A 19,722-nucleotide genomic window follows, 5' to 3' on the forward strand; every position below is an offset into this window, starting at 1 on the left:
GCGCCTCAGCTTGTCCCCACCTACAACCCCACCTGCTTCCCGATCAACTCTTTCATAATCTCATCGGTACCACCGCCAATCGATAAAATCTTCGCATCCCGATAAAGCCGCTCCACCACGGACTCCCGCATATACCCCATGCCGCCATGAATCTGCACGGCTTCGCGGGTGACTTTTTCGCACACCTCCACCGCAAAGTTCTTCGCCATCGCCACCTGCTTGATCGGGTTCTTGCCGGCCTGCATCAGCGCAGCACATCGGTAAGTGTATTCCCGCGCGACTTCCACCTGCGTTGCCATATCCACCAGCTTGTGTCGGGTGACCTGGAAACCGGTAATGGACCGGCCAAACGCCTCCCGCTGTTTTGCCCAGGCCATGGCGGCTTCCAGGGCAATTTCGGCCGTCATATAGGCCATGATCGCCAGGCTCAGGCGTTCGAACAGGAAGTTGCTCATGATCGCGATAAAACCGGCGTTCTCGGCGCCGATCAGACGATTGACGGGTACACGGCAGTCTTCAAAGAACAGCTCCGCGGTATCGCTGGCCCACCAGCCCATCTTCTTGAGCTTTTTTCCGTTGGAAAAGCCGGGCATATCCCTGTCGATCAACAGCAGGCTGATGCCGCCATGGCCTTCGCCACCGGTGCGCACGGCCACTGTAAAATGGTCTGCTCGCATGCCGCTGGTAATGAACGTCTTGCTACCGTTCACGATGTAGTGGTCGCCATCTTTAACAGCCCGGGTTTTCAGGTTGGCTACATCCGAACCCCCGCCCGGCTCGGTTACAGCCAGCGCCGCGATTTTCTCACCACGCAACACGGGTGGAACGATCGCCTCTTTCACCTCCGGCTGCGCCCATTTCGCCACCGGCGGCAGCCCGATATCCAGCGATCCAAGGCCCGCCACCAATCCTCCGGAAGTGGATCGCATCAGCTCCTCGGAGACCGCCACCTTCATGAAAACATCACCTTCCCCGACACCCCCCAGATTCTCCGGAAAGCCCACGCCTAGCAGACCGGCATCACCGGCTTTCAGGTAGAGATCACGCGGGAATTCCCCGGCCTCTTCCCACTCGTCTATGTAAGGCAGTACATGGGTGGCAATAAACTTGCGGGCGCTCTGGCGCACCTGCTCGTGGGTATCGCTGAAATAATCAGACACGGAAGGTATCTCCCTGTGATTGGACGGTGATCAGAAATCATAGGGAGCAGTCTCACTTAATTCTCAAAACCAAGCAAGCGCTTGGTATATAGATAGGCCCGAAAAGAGTACGAGAGGGGAGAGGTAAATGCGTCAGGGGATGTCAAAAACATGGATGTTTTTGGCAAGAGTACATGGACGTATTAACAGCGTGCCCCTGACGCATTTACCTCTTCGCGGCCGTCCCCAATGCCCGAAGGCCAGAGGCAGGCAACAAAAAGGTCAGATCCCCTTCCGAGGAGTACTCTTAACCCCATCTTTAGTGCCAAGAAGCAACAAATCAGCCGGCCGCCGCGCAAACAGACCGTTGGTCACAATGCCAACCACATTGTTCAACTTCTCCTCCACAACAATCGGCCGGGAAATATCCATATTGTGAATATCCAGAATGATATTGCCGTTGTCAGTAGTGAAACCGTCCCGGTAAACCGGGTCGCCACCCAGCCGCACAATCTCTCGCCCCACGTGGCTACGGGCCATCGGCAGCACCTCAACCGGCAGCGGGAAATTACCCAGGATGCCCACCATCTTGGACTCGTCCGCAATACAGATGAAGGTCTTGGCGACCGCCGCCACAACCTTTTCCCGCGTCAGTGCACCGCCACCGCCCTTGATCAGTTCCAGGCGTTCATTGGTCTCGTCCGCACCGTCAACGTAGAACTCCAGCGTAGCAACATTGTTCAGATCGTAGACCGGAATACCGTGACTTTTCAGGCGCTCTGCCGTGGCATCGGAGCTCGCAACCGCACCATCGAAGTCATCGCATATGGTGGCGAGCAGGTCGATAAAGCAGTTGGCAGTGCTTCCGGTACCCACGCCGATAATGCTGTCCTGGTCCAGATGGGGCTTGATGTAGTCCAGTGCGGCCTGGGCGACCGCTTTCTTCAGTTCGTCCTGATTCATCCTGGGAACTCCGGTATTTTGCGGAAAATGGTCACAGTGGCTGTCATTATAGCGCTTCCCGGCGACCTGCTTATAGACGGAACCCCGGCAAAGTTTCTACACTGTGCGTTTTTCCAACAAAACACCAACCTCCGGACGGAACCATGCCGCAACGCTACATAAAGAAAATCCTTGATGCCCGTGTCTACGACGTGGCCATCGAGACCCCGCTGACCGAGGCCCGTAGCCTCTCGAAGCGCTTTGGCAACAACATTCTGCTCAAGCGTGAAGACCTTCAGCCGGTGTTTTCTTTCAAGATTCGTGGCGCCTATAACCGGATTGCGCAGCTTTCGGAGGAGCAGAAAGCCAAGGGCGTGATTTGCGCCTCTGCCGGCAACCATGCCCAGGGTGTGGCCCTCGCTGCCAAGAATCTCGGTATCAAGGCGGTAATTGTAATGCCGCAGACCACACCCGAGATCAAGGTGCGCTCGGTACGGGATCACGGCGCCAAAGTGGTTCTGAAAGGCGATGCCTTTGATGAAGCCGCAGCCCATGCCCAGGAACTGATCCAGAAGCATGGCTATACCTACATTCCGCCCTACGACGACCCCGACGTAATCGCCGGCCAGGGTACGGTGGCCATGGAAATCATGTGGCAGTTCAGCAAGCCCATCCACGCCATCTTTATATGCGTTGGCGGCGGCGGGCTGATTGCCGGTATGGCTGCCTACATCAAATACCTGCGCCCGGAAATCAAGGTGATCGGTGTTGAGCCGGAAGACTCCAACTGCCTGCAGGCGGCCCTGAAGGCTGGCAAGCGGGTGATCCTGGACGAAGTGGGTATCTTTGCCGACGGTGTGGCGGTGAAACAGATCGGCAAGTACCCGTGGGAAATCTGCAAGGACCACGTGGACGAAGTCATCACCGTCTCCACCGACGAAATCTGTGCTGCCATCAAGGACGTCTTCGAGGACACCCGCTCCATCGCCGAACCAGCCGGTGCGCTGGGCGTGGCTGGTATCAAGAAGTACATCGAGCGCGAGCAGATCGAGAACGAAAATCTGGTGGCGACCCTCAGCGGCGCCAACATGAATTTCGACCGCCTGCGATATATTTCAGAACGTACTGAGGTCGGCGAAAAACGCGAAGCCATCCTGGCTGTGACCATCCCGGAGAAGCCGGGGGCTTTCAAGACCTTCATTAACGCCCTGCACAAGCGCAGCATCACCGAGTTCAACTACCGCTACGCCGATGCCACCAATGCCACTATCTTCGTGGGTATCCAGATCCAGTCCGGCGGCCACGGCCGTGAAGACCTGGTGCAGGAGCTCCGTGAAACCGGCTATGCGGTGGTGGATCTGACCGACAGTGATCTGGCGAAGCAGCATATCCGCCACATGGTAGGCGGCCATGCGCCTACCATAACCAACGAAAAAGTGTTCCAGTTCGAGTTCCCGGAACGCCCGGGTGCGCTGCTTAAGTTCCTGATGTCGCTGGGCACCCGCTGGAACATCTCCATGTTCCACTACCGCAACCATGGTGCGGCCTACAGTCGCGTTCTGTTGGGCGCACAGGTGGAAGATGACGAAGTGAAGGATTTCGAGAAAATGCTGGATAAGGTCGGATTCCGCTACGAGAACATGACCGATAACGAGGCTTATCAATTGTTTTTGGGAGCGGGTAACACAAAGTCTGAATAACGCGGATCAGGATTGGGTACGGGAACAGGGTAGGGAGGCCCCTTCCGAAACACGCTCAAGCACGTCCCTGTGACGCTTGAGCTCCGCCATCCATGGCTCCGCACAGTTTCGGGAGGGGCTTCCCTACCCTGTTCGGTAAACTCCGAGATACCTTACAGAAATTTAATCTGTGAAAAATTGTAAAAACCAGGATAGGTGTTAGTCTTTCGTCTGATTCTTTGAAACAAGAATAGCTTCCTGATTTAGATAAATTTTACTCTTTCGGATACCGGGGATTCCTACGATGGGCCGCAAGCCTGACATTATCCGGACGGTTGTGCTTATTTTTGCCGTCGGCCTTGTGATCACGGGCTTTACATCGCTTCAGGCTTCTGACGATGAGCCGACAGCTTCCGGAAGCGAAGCAGTCATCGTTTCGTCCGTTCGGGACTGAACCCTACAACGAACTTCTAGCCTTCACCCGGTAACGTTTTCTGTCAGTCACCACGCTGTGCAGGGGAATATCCCAGGGCTCCAGCGGCAACTCCGATACCTTCTGACATTCATGGGCCAAGCCGATCAGCTTGGGTGCCATCCGTGGCCGGATTCGTGTGAACGCGAAGGTACGGTCATAGAAACCGCCGCCCATGCCCAGCCTGCCACCGCATTCATCAAAACCCACCAGCGGGAACAGCACCGCATCCAGTGCCCATGGTGGCCGCCTCAGCCCTTTTTGGAAAGGTGGCTCAGGGATGCCGAAACGATTGGCTGTGAGCACCGTGTCGTCGGTGTAGTGGCTGAAAACCAGCCGTCCGCGATGAACCGGGTGCAGTACCGGCAGATAGAAGCGGATACCGCGCTTGCGAGCGATATGGGCATAGACGCGAGGATCGACTTCACCGTCGTTGGGCAGATAGATTGCCACGTGGCGTGCGCGGTAAAGATCGGGATGTTGCAGCAGGTTCAGTGCCAGCTGGTCGGCAGCGATCTGTTGTTCTTCCACAGTCAGGGCCCGGCGCTTTTGCCTGAGGGTCTTGCGGAGTCTGCTGCGTGATCGTGAGTCGGGGTGGTCTTCGAAAGGCTGGGGGGAGATAACGTTGGTCAAAATAAGCTTCCCGGGCTGCCGTTATCGGATGTGGCCCTTGAACCCAAAGTTCAAGGTCGGTGGCCGCTGTGACATATTAGGCTTTCCCCGTGAGGGGACGTGCTCACAATGCCCTGTAGTAGCCACCTGGGTAGTGCGCATCGGCTCGAGGACGAATCCGACCAGCGAACAGCCCAGGAAGTTGTTCTCATTATACGGGCATTGCCGGGGCTGATTGCAACACCTGAATCGGATCTGTGTGTAATGCTTAGTTACCGGAGGATTCTTTCAGTGCCGTATCCAGCTTCTCGTCCATGGCGTTGAGGATTGAGCTGGCAGCGCTGGACATGGTATCCCGCTCCAGCAAATCGTGGGTGATGTTCAGTGCGGCCATCACCGCGATGCGCTCGGTGCCGAAGACTTTGCCACTGGAGCGGATTTCCCGCATTTTGGTGTCCAGGTGTCTGGCGGCCTGCAAGAGAGCGTTCTGCTCTTCCTCGGGGCAGGCGACCAGGTATTCCTTGTCGAGAATCTTGACTTCGACGGTTGTCGGATGCTGTGGCATCAGTGGTGCTCCAGGGCCCGCAGGCGGCCTATCATGGCTTCGATCTTGTTTTTTGCAAGATCATTCTTGTGCATCAGTTGCGCTCGCTCGCGATTCCAGTCGTCCTGCAGCTCGCGCAGCATTGCGTTGTCACGTTCCAGTTTGCGACAGTGCTCGAGCAGTCTGTCGAGCTTTTCCGCCAATGCCTGTAGTTCGGACTGTTCCATGAGTCGTCCAACGCCTGTATCAGAGAAGTGAACTAACTATAAGTGTGGACTGCAAGCTGGTCAATTTACAGGGATGTCATGGCCCGTGATGCGTGGCGGCCGTCACTCTGGAAGCACATGCCCCAGCCCCTGTTTGCGGCTGCCGCGCCAGGCCTGAAGCGCCGGAATCAGTCCCACCAGAAAGGCCGCAAAGGGTACGCTGGTAATGATCAGCCACTCAACCCCGGTCAGCGGTCGCAGGCCGATCTGGATGCCCCAGGTTTCCAGCAGCCAGGGGCTGATAGCGGCAATACCGGCGGCGCCAGCCAATACTGCAAGCACGCAGGCCGCCAGGGCCAGGACCACGCATTCGATCACGTGAAGAGCGGCGATCAGCAGCGGTGAAGCGCCGGTGGCCCTGAGTATGGCGACTTCCTGCCGGCGCTGCACCTGTAGCGTGAGTAGCACTGCAACAAGTCCGATCAGGCTGGTGACGACCACAAAGCCGGTGATGCCCAGAAGGGCGGTTTCGAACTGCCCCATGATGCGCCATAGCTCGCTGAGTGCCACCCCCGGCAGAATGGCGGAAAGTGGCTCCTCCCGTGACTCGTTGATTTCGCGCTGAACCTGGAATGTCAGCACCTTGCGTTCGATTCCCACCAGGGCAGCGGTGATGCTGTCTGGTGTCAGATCCCGTTCCAGCGCCTGTTCGGGAGTCACGGTACGGCCGGGTATGGCGACTCCGGATGCCCAGCCGATATGGATAGCCTCAAGGCCTTCCAGGCTGACGTAAACCGCCTGGTCCACCGGTGTTCCCGTTGGCGCCAGCACACCGGTGACGGTGAACGGGGTTTCCTTGTGGTTCGAGAAGCTGGTGCGACCGCCTCCGTGGGAGAGAACGATATCATCACCCAGTTGATGGTCGTGCTCGCGCGCCACCTGCGATCCGAGTACCACATCAAACACATCGCTGAACCATTCACCCGCTAGCAGTTCGGGTTTCTGATCACGGCCGTAACGGAAGTGCTCCGGAAACTGCTCACTGGTTCCCACAACCCGGTGCCCGCGGTAGCTGTCACCGAGGGAAATGGGCACCAGCCAGTCTATGCGCTGGTCCTCCTCAAGAGACTGGTAGGTGCTCCAGCGGATGTTATTGGTGGCGTCTCCGATATGGAAGATGGTGTACATCAACAGATTCAGCTGGCCACTGCGGGCGCCAACAATCAGGTCCGTGCCGGAGATAGTGTTGGTGAACGTCTGTTTTACCTCGGTGCGAAGGTATTGCACGCCCAGCAACAGGGTGATGCTTAGCGTCAGGGTGAGTGTGACCAGCGCCAGTACCCTGCGACGGTACCAGAGGCTCGACATCGCCAGTGAAATCGCCAGCCGCAGATTCATCGGCTCACCTCCAGGGCCAGCTGGCGGTCAAACCGTTCCGCCAGGCTCTGGTCGTGGCTGACGAAAACCACGGATGCGTGTTTCTCCGCAGCCAGTCCCAGCAGCAGTTCAATAAAGCGATCGCGGTTGTCGCTGTCGAGGGCAGAGGTGGGCTCGTCTGCCAGGATCAGTTCCGGACCACCGGTCAGTGCCCGTGCCGCTGCCACCCGTTGTTGCTGGCCCACGCTCAGCCCGGTCACCCTGCGGTGCCAGTGACTCTGCGGAATATCCAGGGCAGTCAGCAGGGATTCGGCCTCCTGCTCCGGGATGGGCAGCGCCCGCTTGCGGCGTTTGCGGGAAAGCCGGCAGGGCAGTGTTACGTTTTCCAGAGTGGTCAGGTAGGGCACCAGATTGAACTGCTGGAAGATCACACCCATGTGGTCGGCCCGGAACCTGTCTCTCTGGCCGCTGGTCAGGCCGGACAGGTCGGTGCCCAGCAGAGTGACGGTGCCGGTGTGAGGGATAATGAGGCCGCCCAGAAGGCTCAGCAGTGTGCTTTTGCCGCTGCCACTGGGCCCCTTGAGAAACAGATGCTCGCCGGTTTTCAGGGTGATTTCGGGATAGCTGATCGGCGGCTGGGTCTGGTCCCAGCGGAATGTCAGCTGGCTGACCCGCAGGGCCTCCCGGGTGGTGGCGGAACTATCCGCCGGCGAATCTGTCTGGCTGGTCATGTCAGGCATCTGTTTTCCGGTGTATGATTCCCGAATTGTCGCAGGAGTAATTCGTTATATGTTTCATGATCTGGAGTACAGAGCGCAACGAATGCAGTTTGCCATTCCCCTGTTGGCCCTGATTCTGGCCCTTTCGCTCAGCCTCGTTACGACTGCCAGTGCGGAAGAATCCTCTGATGAGATCGACTGGCTGGAACTGATGCCTGCCGAGGATCTCAATTTGCTGGAGAATATGCCAGAAGTAAGCCACGAAGGGGACGGCCCTGCAGCCCTGCCTGACGAGATCATGACAGGCCGGACCGTCGATGAAATGGATGGCCGCTCCGGGCGTATCCCCGGTTTCGTGGTACCACTGGACACCAGCGATGACATGCGCATTCGCGAGTTTTTCCTGGTGCCTTACTACGGCGCCTGCATCCATGTGCCGCCGCCCCCTCCCAACCAGATCATTCACGTAAAGTACGAGGAGGGATTCACCCTTGAAGCGCTTTACGATCCGGTCTGGATTGAGGGCACTCTGAAGATCGAGAAAACCGAGAACGACGTCGCCGAATCTTCCTATTCAATTGTTGCGGAGAACGTAACGCCTTACGAAGATGACAACGTCTACTGATCACTTGTTGATGGTGAATGCCCGGTTGGAGGAGTTCAGCCTGGCGCTGCCCTGACCGGACGGGCTTACCCATTCGACGGCGAGTTCTTCCAGGTTTTCGAATTTTTCCATCAGTGCTGAGGTAAGGGTCAGACTCGCACCGAGGTCATCACATTCCAGTTGTTGCGACACATCGTACTCGCGATGGGATGTTTCTCCGGTGTGATCATCGTGGTCATGATGGTGTTCATCGTGATGGCCATGATCCTCTTTCTGGCCCTCCCCGCCAAGCTCGACAGCTGCAGCGTTTACCCGGCAGCCGGCAGCTTCCGTATTCACCAGCGGAGTGTTGTTCAGCCACTGGTTGATCTCTGACAATCGGTTTTTTTCCTCATCCGTGCGGGCTTCGTGTTCGAATCCGGCCAGGTTATAGGCGGGAGAGGCAAGCATCAGGTCAATGCTGTTGTTCTCCACTGCAATCTGCAACCGGGCGTGGCCATGTTCGTGGACTCCGGGGTTGTCAGCGGCGTAGCTGTGTACCGGAAGGGTGAGAGCTGCAAGCAGGCAGCCCAGTGCCAGAAGCGGCTGAGGGCAGTTTGCCCTTTCCCTGGCGGTGGCAGGTGTCTGGATTGGCATGGAAGGCACTCCATCTAGTATTGATATGTTATAACATAATTTACTCTTTCCTTCGCCGGAATCAAGAGGGCAAGTGCCTTAATATCGGCTGAATGCTAGGATAGAGCCTTCACTCATTGATACAGGATCGTCCCGTTTCATGTCCGAAACTGACACCTCTAACGCCCGCGCCGTTGCTTTCGAGCGCTGGGCAAATGTGTTTACTGCCCACAAGGCATTCAGCCACCCTTCGGAACTTCACGGTGCTTTATGTGGCCGACTGGCTGCCGGCTCTCGTATAGAAGAGGAAGAGTGGCTGGCAATGGTCTGTGAGCATATGGGCCTGCCGCCTGCCGCAACGGATGAATCAGACGAGCTTCGGGAATTTATGGCGTTCGCCTACGACCAGACCCTGGAACTTATGAAGGCCACGGATATGAGCTTTCAGCCACTGTTGCCGGATGACGACTATGCCATTGAACAGCGCCTGGAAGCACTGACCTCCTGGGTGCGAGGCTTCCTTGAAGGCATGGCGCTGTCCGCCGGAGAGGCCCTGGGCGAGGCACCGGATGAGATCCGTGAGCTGATCGAGGACCTTGTGGCCATCAGCCAGGTAGCGGACGATGACGAGCCGGATGAAGAAAGCGAACAGCAATTGATGGAGATTGTCGAGTACGTGCGACTGGGTGCGCTTGCGGTGTTTACCGAGTTCAATCCGCCGGAAAAGCCATCACCCAAAACGCCAACGCTGCATTGAACAACGCTACAAACTGTGGGAGAAACCATGGCCTCACTGATACCCGTCAAGGAATTCAATGAACGCCGCCGCCGGCTGATGGAGCGGATGGCGCCAGACAGCATTGCCATTCTGCCCGCCGCCCCGGAACGGGTACGAAACCGGGATGTACTGCACCCGTTCCGGCAGGACAGCGACTTTCATTACCTGACCGGATTCGATGAGCCAGATGCGGTTCTGGTGCTGATTCCGGGCCGTGAGCATGGCGAGTCAGTGCTGTTCTGCAAGGAACGAAATCCCGAGAAAGAGCTTTGGGACGGTTTCCTGGCCGGCCAGGAAGGTGCCATTGAAACCTTCGGCCTGGACGATGCCTTCCCGATCTCCGATATCGATGACATCCTGCCAGGCATGATTGAAGGCCGTAGCCGGGTGTATTATCCGCTGGGCAAGGACCACAATTTCGACGCCAAAGTGATGGACTGGGTCAAGCTTATCCGCAGCAAGGTGCGTTCCGGCGCCCACCCTCCCGGCGAGTTTGTTGCCCTGGAGCACCTGCTTCATGACTTGCGACTCTACAAGAGTGCAGCTGAAATAAAGGTAATGGCCAGGGCCGGTGAAATCAGTTGCGAGGCTCACAAGCGGGCCATGAAACGTGCCCGCAAGGGCGGTTTCGAGTACAACCTTGAAGCGGAACTGATCCATACCTTCATGGAAAACGGCGCCCGTTCCACCGCCTACCCATCCATCGTAGGCGGCGGCCAGAATGCCTGTATCCTGCACTACATTGAAAACAGTGCCCCGCTGAAGGAAGGCGACCTGGTGCTGATTGATGCCGGTTGTGAACTGGACTGCTACGCCTCCGATATAACCCGCACTTTCCCCGTCAGCGGCAGGTTCAGTGATGAACAGCGCGCCCTGTACGAGGTGGTTCTGGCTGCCCAGTACGCGGCCATTGACGAAGTCCATCCCGGCAATCACTGGGACCACCCCCACCAGGCAGCACTGAAAGTGCTTACCCAGGGTTTGATTGACCTTGGCCTGCTGAAGGACACCACGGTAGAGCAGGCCATTGAGGAGCAGGCGTTCAAGCCCTTCTTCATGCATCGCACCGGCCACTGGCTGGGAATGGACGTGCACGACGTGGGCGACTACAAGGTGGGCGATGCCTGGCGGCAGCTGGAGCCGGGCATGGCGATGACCGTCGAGCCGGGGCTGTATGTGGCGCCGGACAATACCGACGTGGACGAAAAATGGCGGGGCATTGGTATTCGTATAGAAGACGATGTGGTGGTGACAAAAGAGGGGTGCCGGGTACTGACCGATGCCGTCCCCAAAACCATCCCGGAAATTGAAGCCCTGATGGCAGAGTGACCGTGATCAAGCACGATACCGATATCATCATTGCCGGCGGAGGTTTGGCAGGTGCCACACTGGCACTGGCGCTCGCGCGCACCCTGCCGCAACTGCGGGTGACCGTGGTGGAGACATTTCCACTGTCTCCGGAGGCACTCCCGGACAGTTATCAGCCCAGCTACGATGCCCGCTCAACGGCGCTGGCATGGGGTTCGCGGCTGATTTTCGAGGAGTTGGGGCTGTGGCAGCGGTTATCGGAACACGCCACCCCCATTCGCCATATTCACGTGTCGGACCGTGGTCACTTTGGCGCCACTCGCCTCGATGCCGCCGATCACCAGCAGGAAGCCCTGGGTTACGTGGCGGATAACCGCTGGATGGGGCTTTGCCTGATGAGGGAACTGCTCCAGACCAGCGTGGTGTGGGAGGCACCGGCCGAAGTGACAGACATGCAGCCGTTGCCGGACGGTGTCCGGGTCACTCTGGGTTCGAAAAATGGTGAGCGGGAGTTGACCGGGCAATGCCTGGTCGTCGCCGACGGTGGCCGTTCCGGGCTGCGGGAAAAGTTGGGATTCCGGGTTGATGAACAGGCCTACGACCAGCATGCGCTGATTGCCAATGTGTCTACTTCCAGCAGCCACAATTATACTGCCTACGAGCGTTTCACCGATGCCGGCCCGATGGCACTGCTACCTCATGGTTCGCCCAGGCGAGCGGGAAATACGGCGGCCCTGGTATGGACACTGGACAGCGGCGCACTGGACGATCTGTTATCCCTCAGCAATGAGGACAAGTGTCAGCGACTGCAACAACGATTTGGCTGGCGGTTGGGTCGGTTTACCCGCATTGGCGAGTGCAGCCATTACCCACTGACCCTGAAAACGGTGGACGAATCGGTCCGCCCCGGCGTTGTTCTGGTTGGCAACGCCGCCCACACCCTGCACCCGGTTGCCGGACAGGGCTTCAATCTTGCCCTGCGAGGTTTGATGGCGCTGGTGGAGCAGTTCCGGATGGCAACAGAACAGCAACAACCACTGGGCAGCCTGCAGGTTCTGAAAGCTTATCAGGCACGTCATCGGCAGGACTGGCAGCAGACGGTCCGGTTCTCCGATTCCCTGATTCGACTGTTCGGCACCCACCTGCCGGTGGTAACGACTGCCCGCGACGCCGGTTTGATGGGGCTGGATCTGTTGCCCGGCGCCAAGCGCTGGTTTGCCCGCAAAGCCATGGGCCTGGGCGGGCGCAGGGCTGATATTCGTGCCTCCGGTACCGCTATTACGGAACACAACAACCATGAGTGAACAAACACGCTTTGACATCCTCGTGGTAGGTGGCGGCATGGTGGGTTCTGCCCTGGCCCTGGGGCTGTCGCGGCAGGGCTGGAATGTCGGGCTGGTAGAGGGCAGTGACCGCAAGACACTGCTGGAGAAATCAGCGGTCGCCTCCGGTGTGGAAGATTTTGATCCTCGCGTCAGTGCCATTTCACTGGCCAGCCAGCGCCTGCTTGAACAGCTGGGAGTCTGGTCGGAAATCTCGGCCGGTCGCCATTGCCCCTACCAGGCCATGACGGTTTGGGATGGTGACGGTACCGGGCGCATTCGGTTCGAGGCGGCGGAGCTCCGGGCTCCGGCGCTTGGCACTATCATCGAGAATCGCCGGATTGTACGGGCGTTGTTCGCTGCCCTGACCGCCAGCGACGTTGAGTTGGTCGATGGCGTCAAGGTGACAGCCTGGTGGCATGATCAGCACGAACGCGGTATTCGCCTTGAAGATGGCCGCACATTGGCCGCAAAACTCGTGGTGGCGGCTGATGGCGCCCATTCACGCCTGCGCCAGTGGGTGGGGTTGCCAACCCGGGAGTGGGATTACGACCAGCAGGCAATGGTGTGTACGGTGCGAACCACCCAGAGCCACCGATTTACCGCCTGGCAACGGTTTTCGCCCACCGGGCCACTGGCGTTTCTGCCGTTATCGACAGAATCCGGCGACGAACATTTCTGTTCGATCGTCTGGTCCCAGGATACTGCAGAAGCAGGTCGCCTGATGGCGCTGGATGATGATGCTTTCAGGGCAGAACTTGAAAGCGCCATCGAGCGCGAGTTGGGGACGGTAGAGGTAGTGTCTCGCCGTTACGCGTTTCCGTTGCGCCAGCGCCACGCCAAGGATTACATCGCCAGCGGATTCGCTCTGGTGGGTGACGCGGCCCATACCATCCACCCCCTTGCGGGCCAGGGCGCTAACCTTGGGTATGGTGATGTCCGTGCCCTGCTGGAGGAGCTTGGCCGGGCCAGAAAGGCGGGCATCGATCCCGATAACCACCTGGTTCTGGCTCGCTATCAGCGTCGCCGCAAGGGTGAAAATCTTGCCATGATGGCAGCCATGGAAGGCTTCAAGCAGTTGTTTGGCCGGGATGAGCTCTCTGTAAGATGGTTGCGCAATACCGGAATGCGCTGGCTGAACCAGCTTGGTCCGGTCAAGAATCGCATCGCCGCGGAGGCCATGGGGCTGGATTAGCCACAAGCGTCATAAAGACGGCTGACCAGAACCGGCACAGCAGTTTCCACCCTGAGAATTCGGCCGCCCAGGTGCACAGCTTCACAGCCTGCCTCAATCAGTTTGTCCACTTCGTAGGGTATGAAACCGCCTTCCGGGCCTATGCACAGCGTCGCAGGCCCGTTGATATGAACCGGGCAGGGACTGTCGGTGCCTGGATGCGCCACCAGTGCGCGGGTATTCTGAAGCAACGCCGGCAGTTCATCTTCCACAAACGGTTTGAACAGCTTGCGGATGTGTACCCGGGGCACAATGGTATCCCGCGCCTGCTCCAGGCCAAGCACCAGGTTCTCACGAAGGTTTTCCTCCGACAGCCAGGGCGTCTGCCAGAAACTCTTTTCCACCTTGTAACTGTTTATCAGCCATATGTCCTTGACCCCCATGGAGGCGCAGGTCTGCAGTACCCGGCGGAGCATTTTCGGCCGCGGCATGGCCAGAACAAGTGTGAGGGGAAGTGGTGAAGGAGGTGGTTCGGCCAGCGACACCTGAAGGACAGCCTTCGAGCCGGTGAGCTGGACGACGCGGCCGGTGCCGATATCACCATTCACCAAGCCCACCGGCACCAGATCGTCCTCGCCCACCTTGAGTACAGCATGCAGGTGTGCCAGGCGGCGGCCGGTCAGCACGGCCCGGTCTGCAGAGGCGAAGTCCTCTGCAAAAAGCAACGCCAGGTTCATTCGCCGGGAGCTTCCGTGGCGTCCTGTTCTTTCACTTCGCGCCGGGCCAGCCGGCCAAACAGGATGCCCATCTCGAACAGCAGCCACATGGGTACGGCCAGCAGGGTCTGGGAGATGATGTCCGGTGGAGTCAGCATCATGCCAATCACGAAGCAGCCTACGACAATGTAGGGCCGCTTGGCCGCCAGATCTTCCGGAGTAGTGGCACCGGTAAGAATCATCAGGATGGTGGCAATGGGTATTTCGAAGGCAATGCCGAAGGCGAAGAGCATTTTCAGCACGAAATTCAGGTAACTGGTGATGTCCGGTAACTCGACAATGCCTTCCGGGCCAATGGCGGTAAAAAAGCCGAAAACCAGGGGAAACACCACAAAGTAGGCGAACGCTGCGCCCAGGTAGAACAGAATGACCGAGGTGAAGAGCAGCGGAAATGCCAGCTTCTTCTCATGGGCATACAGCCCTGGCGCGATGAAGCTCCAGAGCTGGTAGAGAATGACCGGTATGGCGACGAAAACCGCCAGCACCAGGGCAAGTTTCAGCGGTGCGAAGAATGGCGAGGTAATGTCTGTTGCGATCATGGTCTGCCCGACGGGCAGCAGGTCCCGCAGGGGCTGGGAGATCAGCAGGTATATTTCGTTGGCAAACGGGTAGATGGCGGCAAAACAGATAATCACCGCCAGTACCATTTTCAGAAGCCGGTTCCGCAGCTCCAGCAAATGCTCGACCAGCGGCATTTCCGGTTGGGTGTCGTCGGAACCTTGTGTGTTTTTGCCGTCAGGCTGGGTGGTCATGAACGATTTTCCGGCGCGCTGTCCTGTTGTTTCGGGGTGTCTTCATCCATGGACGAATGTCCTGATCCACTGGCTGATGCGGGATCCTGCTCCGGCTCTGTCTCAGGCTCTTTCTGTTCGGCAACACGCCGGGTGGCGGGCGCGGGCCGGTGTTTGGGTTTGTCTTCGTCGGAAAGTACCAGGTGCTCGTACTTCTTGGCCTCATCCAGGGCGCCACGAACCGATTTCTGGACATCGTCCAGGCCGACGTCGCCGGCCTTGCGGAGCTCCTCCCTCAACTCTTCTGCCTTGAGCTGGCGGTCGAGCTCCGAGGAAAACTGGCTGACCATGCGACGGGCACCGCCGATCCAGCGCCCGGCTGCCCGGGCTGCTGTCGGAAGCCGCTCGGGGCCGAGCACCAGTAACGCGATAATGCCGCAGATCAGCAGTTCGACAAAGCCGATATCAAACATTCAGCCAGTCTCAGCTGTGGGACTTGTCCCGTGGCTTATCTTCGGCGCCGGCCTCATAAGGCTTGGCGTCGGCATTCTCTTCAATAGCGTCCGGGTCTGCGTCTTTCTTGTCTTCATCGTTCATGGATTTCTTGAAACCACGAATGGCGCCACCCAGATCGCTACCGATGTTGCGGAGTTTTTTGGTTCCGAACAATAGAATAACAATGCCGAGTACGATTAGGAGTTGCCAGATACTGATGCCCATGCCGGGACCCTCGTTTCAATGTTTCTGTCATGGTTGATTGTACGTCACATCGGGGTGCATGCGGAAACCCTCTTCAGAGGTATTACCGGTACCATCCCGGTTATTGGCTCCGGGAGGCTTTCTCTTCCAGGCCCGAGAGGTCAAAACGGCTGGCCAGTTCTTCAAGGATGTCCTCCGGCCCCAGGCCCAGGCGCGACAACATCACCATGCTGTGAAACCAGAGATCGGCGGTTTCACAGACCAGGTCACGGGTATCGCCGGAGTGCTCTGCGTCCTTGGCCGCCAGCAGTGTCTCGGTGCACTCTTCCCCGACCTTCTCGAGGATCTTGTTCAGGCCCTTCTGATGCAGGCTGGCAACGTAGGAGGTTTCCGGGTCGGCCTGCTTTCGGGCTTCAAGTACCTGGGCCAGTTGTTCCAGAATGTCACTCATTGCTGTTTTCTCCCTGCTTTTTTCCGTAGATCGCGTCCGGGTCACGGAGTACCGGATCCGTGCTTGTCCATTCGCCGTTTTCCAGTTTGCGGTAGAAGCAGCTGCGTCGGCCGGTATGGCAGGCGATACCGCCTTTCTGTTCGATCTTGAGCAGAATCACGTCTTCATCGCAGTCCAGCCGGATTTCCACAACCACCTGTTGATGGCCCGAGGTTTCCCCTTTGCGCCACAGTTTCCCCCGCGACCGGGACCAGTAAACCGCCTGTCCTTCTTCGGCGGTCAGCCTGAGTGACTCTGCGTTCATCCATGCCATCATCAGGATGTCGCCGGTGGCAGCATCCTGGGCGATGGCGGGCACCAGCCCGTCTGCATTCCAGCGGATTTCGTGTAACCAGTCAGGCGTCCTGACTCTAGCTTCTGAATCTTGCATTTATATGACGTCCGTCAGTTATTACGTCCACTGCTGGCAACCAGCCAGGTGGCGGCTGCCAGCAATGCCCAACCGTGGACCGGCATGGTCTGGGCCAGGGTGGCAAGGTCGTGATCGATGCTCAGCCAGGCGACTCCTGCCAGTGCCGCTGCCGCCAGCCCTCTGCGCCAGCGCCTGTCAGCCCGGACGCGATTTTCGCGGATGAGTTCCAGTGTCGCCTGGCTGGCCTGCTCGTTGGAGCCCGAGTTTCGCAGTTGTACCAGTGCGTCGTGGACCAGTTGCGGCATCTCCGGTGACTGTTCCAGCCATGCCGGCAGGTGCGATTGCAGGGACTTGATCAGGCCGGAAGGGCCGATGCGTTTTCGCATCCAGGTCTCCAGGAAGGGTTGTGCCGTGCTCCACAGGTCCAGCTCCGGATAGAGCTGGCGCCCCAGGCCTTCCACGTTGAGCAGGGTTTTCTGCAACAGCACCAGCTGTGGCTGAACCTCCATGTTGAAGCGCCGTGCGGTCTGGAACAGACGCAACAGGAAATGACCAAAGGAAATGTCCTTCAGCGGCTTCTCGAAAATGGGCTCGCAGACAGTGCGAATGGCAGCCTCGAATTCATTGACCCGGGTATCCGGTGGCACCCAGCCAGACTGGATGTGCAGTTCCGCCACCTGGCGGTAGTCACGACGGAAAAACGCCAACAGATTGCGGGCCAGGTAGCTCTGATCGTCCGGAGCCAGAGTGCCAACGATGCCGAAATCAACGGCAATGTATCTGGGGTCTGCCGGGTTGCTCACATCCACAAAAATGTTGCCGGGGTGCATGTCGGCGTGGAAAAAGCTGTCACGGAACACCTGGGTGAAGAAAATTTCGACGCCTTTCTCTGCCAGCACTTTCAGGTCCACTCCGGCTTCCCGCAATGCCTCTATATCGGCAATAGGTATGCCGTGGATACGCTCCATCACCAGGATTGACTTGCGGGTGTAGTCCCAGTCGATGTACGGAATGTAGATCAGCGAGGAATTCTCGAAGTTGCGGCGCAACTGACTGGCATTGGCACCTTCGCGCTGCTGGTCCAGTTCGTCGTGGATGGTGGAATCGTAATCCGCCACCACTTCCACCGGGTGCAGTCGCTGGCCTTCTGACCAGTACCGTTCCAGCAGACCCGCCATCATGTACATCAGGGCCAGATCCTGGCGGATGACCCGTTCGATGCCGGGGCGGATCACCTTGACCACCACCTCGCGGCCATCTTTGAGGGTGGCGGCGTGAACCTGCGCTACGGAAGCGGAGGCCATGGGCTCGCGGTTAAACTCTGCGAAGAGTTCTTCCACCGGCGCGCCCAGGGATTTTTCGATGATCCCCTGGGCTACCTCGCCAGGGAATGGCGGCACCCGGTCCTGAAGATTCTTGAGGGAAAACGCCATGTCGTCGGGCAGAAGGTCACGGCGGGTAGAGAGAATCTGGCCGAACTTGACGAACACCGGCCCCAGTTCCTCGAAGGCCAGGCGCAGCCGGTCACCCCTGTCGAGCTTTGGTTGCGGGAACAGGTGCCAGGGTGCCAGCAGGAAAAACAGTTTCAGCGGGAGAGGCAGTTCCGCAAGCGGCAGAAAAATATCCAGCCGGTAACGGCAGAATACCCAGGCAATGCGGAAAAGGCGTTGCAGGCGGGTCACGGCGTCTCCGGTTGGTCTTTTTGATGAGGTTTTTCCAGCCGTTCGATTCTTGCTTCCAGCCGCTCGGCCTGCAGGTTCAGCCGGTCGATATCCTCAAAGGTGGCCTCCAGCTCCCGGCGACCGGGCAGGCTCTGGCTTTCCTCGTGGATATATTCTTCGATATTGGCGTTCAGGGATCTGAACGCCTGCCGGCTCCAGTTCAGGGCTCCGCGAACACGCTGGCCAATGAAGTGTGCCGGCACATCGCCAATATGTTCGGCCATGGCCGCTTCCCAGTCCGGATCAAGCTGGTCGATGGCGCGCTGGAACTGGTGGGCCTGGGCTGTATCACCGGTAACCCGGATACGGCCTTCACTGAAAACCCGGTTGTCGCCGGTGGCCAGGGCGGCGAAGGCCATGGGGCGTCCGGATAGAACCAGCGCCGGTGATTCTGCGGGCTGGCTGGCCACCTGGACCCGGTTTCCCGTTTTATGCAGAACCAGCGTGAGGTTGACGGCCTCCAGAGAGAACTGCACCGGCCCTGCCAGTGCCGACATCAGCGCCTGCTTTCCGGCCGGATCCAGCTCCAGCGCGCGGTTGAGGGCGCTCTCGACGATGGCGGTAATGGCGGATAGCAGGGTGGGGCCGGGAAACATCAGGGCTTGATTCCCACATGCAGTGCGACCACGCCGCCCGTCATGTTGTAATACTTGCAATTCACCAGGCCGGCCTCTGCCATCATGGCTTTCAGGGTGTCCTGGCCGGGATGCATGCGGATGGATTCGGCCAGGTACTGGTAGCTGCTGGAATCACCGGCAATCAGCTGGCCCATCAACGGCAGGGCGTTAAACGAGTAGGCATCGTAGGCCTTGCTGAGCAGCGGATTAGTGGGCTTGGAAAACTCCAGCACCATGACTTTGCCGCCGGGTTTGAGCACACGGGCCATGTCCCGCAGCGCCTGGTCCTTGTCGGTGACGTTGCGCAGGCCAAAGGCAATGCTGACTGCGTTGAAGCTGTTGTCCGGGAATGGCAGGTGCTCCGCATCTGCCTGCACATACTCGATGTTGCCGGCATAGCCGCGGTCCATCAGCCGGCCACGGCCGACCTGCAGCATGGAGGCATTGATATCGGCCAGGACCACCTTGCCGGTGGGGCCTACCAGGTCCGAGAACTTCATGGTCAGGTCACCGGTACCGCCGGCGATGTCGAGCACCTGATGGCCCTTGCGTACGCCGGAAAGCTCGATGGTAAAGCGCTTCCAGAGACGGTGGATTCCCATCGACATGAGGTCATTCATCAGGTCGTATTTGCCCGCCACCGAGTGAAACACTTCCGCTACCTGGCCCGCTTTCTGGCTTTTGGGCACATTACGGAAGCCGAAGTGAGTGACGTCGTCTTTCGGCGTCTCTGGCTGCGGCTGGTTGGCGGAGGGTTGTTGCTCGCTCATGGCAATATCCTGTCAGAATCTGAACCCCGTATTCTAACGCCTGCGGGGGTGGCT

23 protein-coding genes and 1 other RNA gene are annotated in these 19,722 nt (G+C 58.6%); 6 read left to right on the forward strand and 18 right to left on the reverse strand.

The annotated features are described in order from the left end of the window. Positions 1–20 precede the first annotated feature (20 nt). Both ACESMB_RS05995 and rpiA read right to left on the reverse strand, forming a co-directional pair. Positions 21–1,160, reverse strand: a complete 1,140-nt coding sequence (locus ACESMB_RS05995) for an acyl-CoA dehydrogenase family protein (RefSeq protein ID WP_372971113.1) — start codon at positions 1,158–1,160, stop codon at positions 21–23. A 261-nt stretch (positions 1,161–1,421) separates the two neighbouring features. After that, on the reverse strand, positions 1,422–2,102 hold the full coding sequence (gene rpiA / locus ACESMB_RS06000; RefSeq protein ID WP_372926999.1) for a ribose-5-phosphate isomerase RpiA: 681 nt from the start codon (positions 2,100–2,102) through the stop codon (positions 1,422–1,424). Between the two features lie 143 nt (positions 2,103–2,245). Here rpiA and ilvA point away from each other — a divergent pair, with 143 nt between their 5' ends. Beyond that, on the forward strand, positions 2,246–3,781 hold the full coding sequence (gene ilvA / locus ACESMB_RS06005; protein ID WP_372971114.1) for a threonine ammonia-lyase, biosynthetic: 1,536 nt from the start codon (positions 2,246–2,248) through the stop codon (positions 3,779–3,781). Positions 3,782–4,217: 436 nt separating this feature from the next. Here the strand turns inward: ilvA and ACESMB_RS06010 are convergent, their stop codons facing one another. The 6 genes from ACESMB_RS06010 to ACESMB_RS06035 form a co-directional block, all read right to left on the reverse strand. Next, entirely contained in the window at positions 4,218–4,868 is a 651-nt protein-coding gene (locus tag ACESMB_RS06010; RefSeq protein ID WP_372927017.1) for a 5-formyltetrahydrofolate cyclo-ligase, read from the reverse strand. Further along, positions 4,869–5,048: non-coding RNA, 6S RNA (gene ssrS, locus ACESMB_RS06015), on the reverse strand. Between the two features lie 64 nt (positions 5,049–5,112). Then, positions 5,113–5,409, reverse strand: coding sequence for a cell division protein ZapA (locus tag ACESMB_RS06020; RefSeq protein ID WP_372927001.1), 297 nt, complete (start codon positions 5,407–5,409; stop codon positions 5,113–5,115). Beyond that, the gene (locus ACESMB_RS06025) at positions 5,409–5,615 is read right to left on the reverse strand and encodes a TIGR02449 family protein (RefSeq protein ID WP_372927002.1); all 207 of its coding nucleotides are present in this window, start codon (positions 5,613–5,615) and stop codon (positions 5,409–5,411) included. Before ACESMB_RS06025 ends, ACESMB_RS06020 begins: the two co-directional genes overlap by 1 nt. Before the next feature lie 102 nt (positions 5,616–5,717). Then, entirely contained in the window at positions 5,718–6,992 is a 1,275-nt protein-coding gene (locus tag ACESMB_RS06030; RefSeq protein ID WP_372927003.1) for an ABC transporter permease, read from the reverse strand. Continuing rightward, positions 6,989–7,702, reverse strand: a complete 714-nt coding sequence (locus ACESMB_RS06035; RefSeq protein ID WP_372927018.1) for an ATP-binding cassette domain-containing protein — start codon at positions 7,700–7,702, stop codon at positions 6,989–6,991. The genes ACESMB_RS06030 and ACESMB_RS06035 overlap by 4 nt, the downstream gene beginning before the upstream one ends. A 58-nt stretch (positions 7,703–7,760) precedes the next feature. On the opposite strand from ACESMB_RS06035, the gene ACESMB_RS06040 reads away from it, so the two are divergent. Then, positions 7,761–8,315 carry a DUF3299 domain-containing protein gene (locus ACESMB_RS06040; protein ID WP_372927004.1) on the forward strand — a complete coding sequence of 185 codons (555 nt, stop codon included), beginning with the start codon at positions 7,761–7,763 and terminating at the stop codon, positions 8,313–8,315. Here ACESMB_RS06040 and ACESMB_RS06045 read toward each other — a convergent pair whose 3' ends face one another. Further along, positions 8,316–8,930 (reverse strand): ZrgA family zinc uptake protein, encoded by a 615-nt coding sequence (locus ACESMB_RS06045; RefSeq protein WP_372927005.1) that lies wholly within the window; start codon positions 8,928–8,930, stop codon positions 8,316–8,318. A 139-nt stretch (positions 8,931–9,069) separates the two neighbouring features. Here ACESMB_RS06045 and ACESMB_RS06050 point away from each other — a divergent pair, with 139 nt between their 5' ends. Genes ACESMB_RS06050 through ACESMB_RS06065 form a run of 4 tightly spaced genes read left to right on the forward strand, consistent with a single transcriptional unit; the run spans position 9,070 to position 13,512 of the window. Continuing rightward, on the forward strand, positions 9,070–9,666 hold the full coding sequence (locus ACESMB_RS06050) for a UPF0149 family protein (protein WP_372927006.1): 597 nt from the start codon (positions 9,070–9,072) through the stop codon (positions 9,664–9,666). A 27-nt stretch (positions 9,667–9,693) separates the two neighbouring features. Continuing rightward, positions 9,694–11,016: a Xaa-Pro aminopeptidase gene (gene pepP, locus ACESMB_RS06055; RefSeq protein ID WP_372927007.1), complete on the forward strand. Its 1,323-nt coding sequence runs from the start codon at positions 9,694–9,696 to the stop codon at positions 11,014–11,016. A gap of 2 nt (positions 11,017–11,018) precedes the next feature. Continuing rightward, positions 11,019–12,299 carry a 2-octaprenyl-6-methoxyphenyl hydroxylase gene (gene ubiH, locus ACESMB_RS06060; protein ID WP_372927008.1) on the forward strand — a complete coding sequence of 427 codons (1,281 nt, stop codon included), beginning with the start codon at positions 11,019–11,021 and terminating at the stop codon, positions 12,297–12,299. Next, positions 12,292–13,512, forward strand: coding sequence for a UbiH/UbiF/VisC/COQ6 family ubiquinone biosynthesis hydroxylase (locus tag ACESMB_RS06065; protein ID WP_372927009.1), 1,221 nt, complete (start codon positions 12,292–12,294; stop codon positions 13,510–13,512). Before ubiH ends, ACESMB_RS06065 begins: the two co-directional genes overlap by 8 nt. Here ACESMB_RS06065 and ACESMB_RS06070 read toward each other — a convergent pair. From ACESMB_RS06070 to ubiE, 9 genes are all read right to left on the reverse strand, one after another. Then, complete coding sequence (locus ACESMB_RS06070; protein ID WP_372927010.1) at positions 13,509–14,228, reverse strand: 16S rRNA (uracil(1498)-N(3))-methyltransferase; 720 nt, start codon at positions 14,226–14,228, stop codon at positions 13,509–13,511. The two genes, ACESMB_RS06065 and ACESMB_RS06070, sit on opposite strands and share 4 nt — an antisense overlap. Beyond that, positions 14,225–15,019 carry a twin-arginine translocase subunit TatC gene (gene tatC / locus ACESMB_RS06075; protein ID WP_372927011.1) on the reverse strand — a complete coding sequence of 265 codons (795 nt, stop codon included), beginning with the start codon at positions 15,017–15,019 and terminating at the stop codon, positions 14,225–14,227. Before tatC ends, ACESMB_RS06070 begins: the two co-directional genes overlap by 4 nt. Next, on the reverse strand, positions 15,016–15,471 hold the full coding sequence (gene tatB / locus ACESMB_RS06080) for a Sec-independent protein translocase protein TatB (protein ID WP_372927012.1): 456 nt from the start codon (positions 15,469–15,471) through the stop codon (positions 15,016–15,018). The genes tatC and tatB overlap by 4 nt, the downstream gene beginning before the upstream one ends. A 10-nt stretch (positions 15,472–15,481) precedes the next feature. After that, positions 15,482–15,718, reverse strand: a complete 237-nt coding sequence (gene tatA, locus ACESMB_RS06085; RefSeq protein ID WP_372927013.1) for a Sec-independent protein translocase subunit TatA — start codon at positions 15,716–15,718, stop codon at positions 15,482–15,484. Between the two features lie 100 nt (positions 15,719–15,818). Further along, a complete protein-coding gene (locus ACESMB_RS06090; RefSeq protein WP_372927014.1) occupies positions 15,819–16,148 on the reverse strand; it encodes a phosphoribosyl-ATP diphosphatase in 330 nt (109 codons plus the stop codon). Further along, a complete protein-coding gene (hisI, locus tag ACESMB_RS06095) occupies positions 16,141–16,578 on the reverse strand; it encodes a phosphoribosyl-AMP cyclohydrolase (protein ID WP_372927015.1) in 438 nt (145 codons plus the stop codon). The genes ACESMB_RS06090 and hisI overlap by 8 nt, the downstream gene beginning before the upstream one ends. A gap of 14 nt (positions 16,579–16,592) precedes the next feature. Further along, positions 16,593–18,242 (reverse strand): ubiquinone biosynthesis regulatory protein kinase UbiB, encoded by a 1,650-nt coding sequence (gene ubiB, locus ACESMB_RS06100; RefSeq protein WP_372971115.1) that lies wholly within the window; start codon positions 18,240–18,242, stop codon positions 16,593–16,595. Continuing rightward, positions 18,239–18,877: an SCP2 domain-containing protein gene (locus ACESMB_RS06105; RefSeq protein ID WP_372971116.1), complete on the reverse strand. Its 639-nt coding sequence runs from the start codon at positions 18,875–18,877 to the stop codon at positions 18,239–18,241. Before ACESMB_RS06105 ends, ubiB begins: the two co-directional genes overlap by 4 nt. Next, positions 18,877–19,668 carry a bifunctional demethylmenaquinone methyltransferase/2-methoxy-6-polyprenyl-1,4-benzoquinol methylase UbiE gene (gene ubiE / locus ACESMB_RS06110; protein ID WP_372927295.1) on the reverse strand — a complete coding sequence of 264 codons (792 nt, stop codon included), beginning with the start codon at positions 19,666–19,668 and terminating at the stop codon, positions 18,877–18,879. Before ubiE ends, ACESMB_RS06105 begins: the two co-directional genes overlap by 1 nt. Between the last annotated feature and the right edge of the window lie 54 nt (positions 19,669–19,722).

It is taken from the genome of Marinobacter sp., from assembly GCF_041686475.1.
Classification (GTDB): Bacteria; Pseudomonadota; Gammaproteobacteria; order Pseudomonadales; family Oleiphilaceae; genus Marinobacter.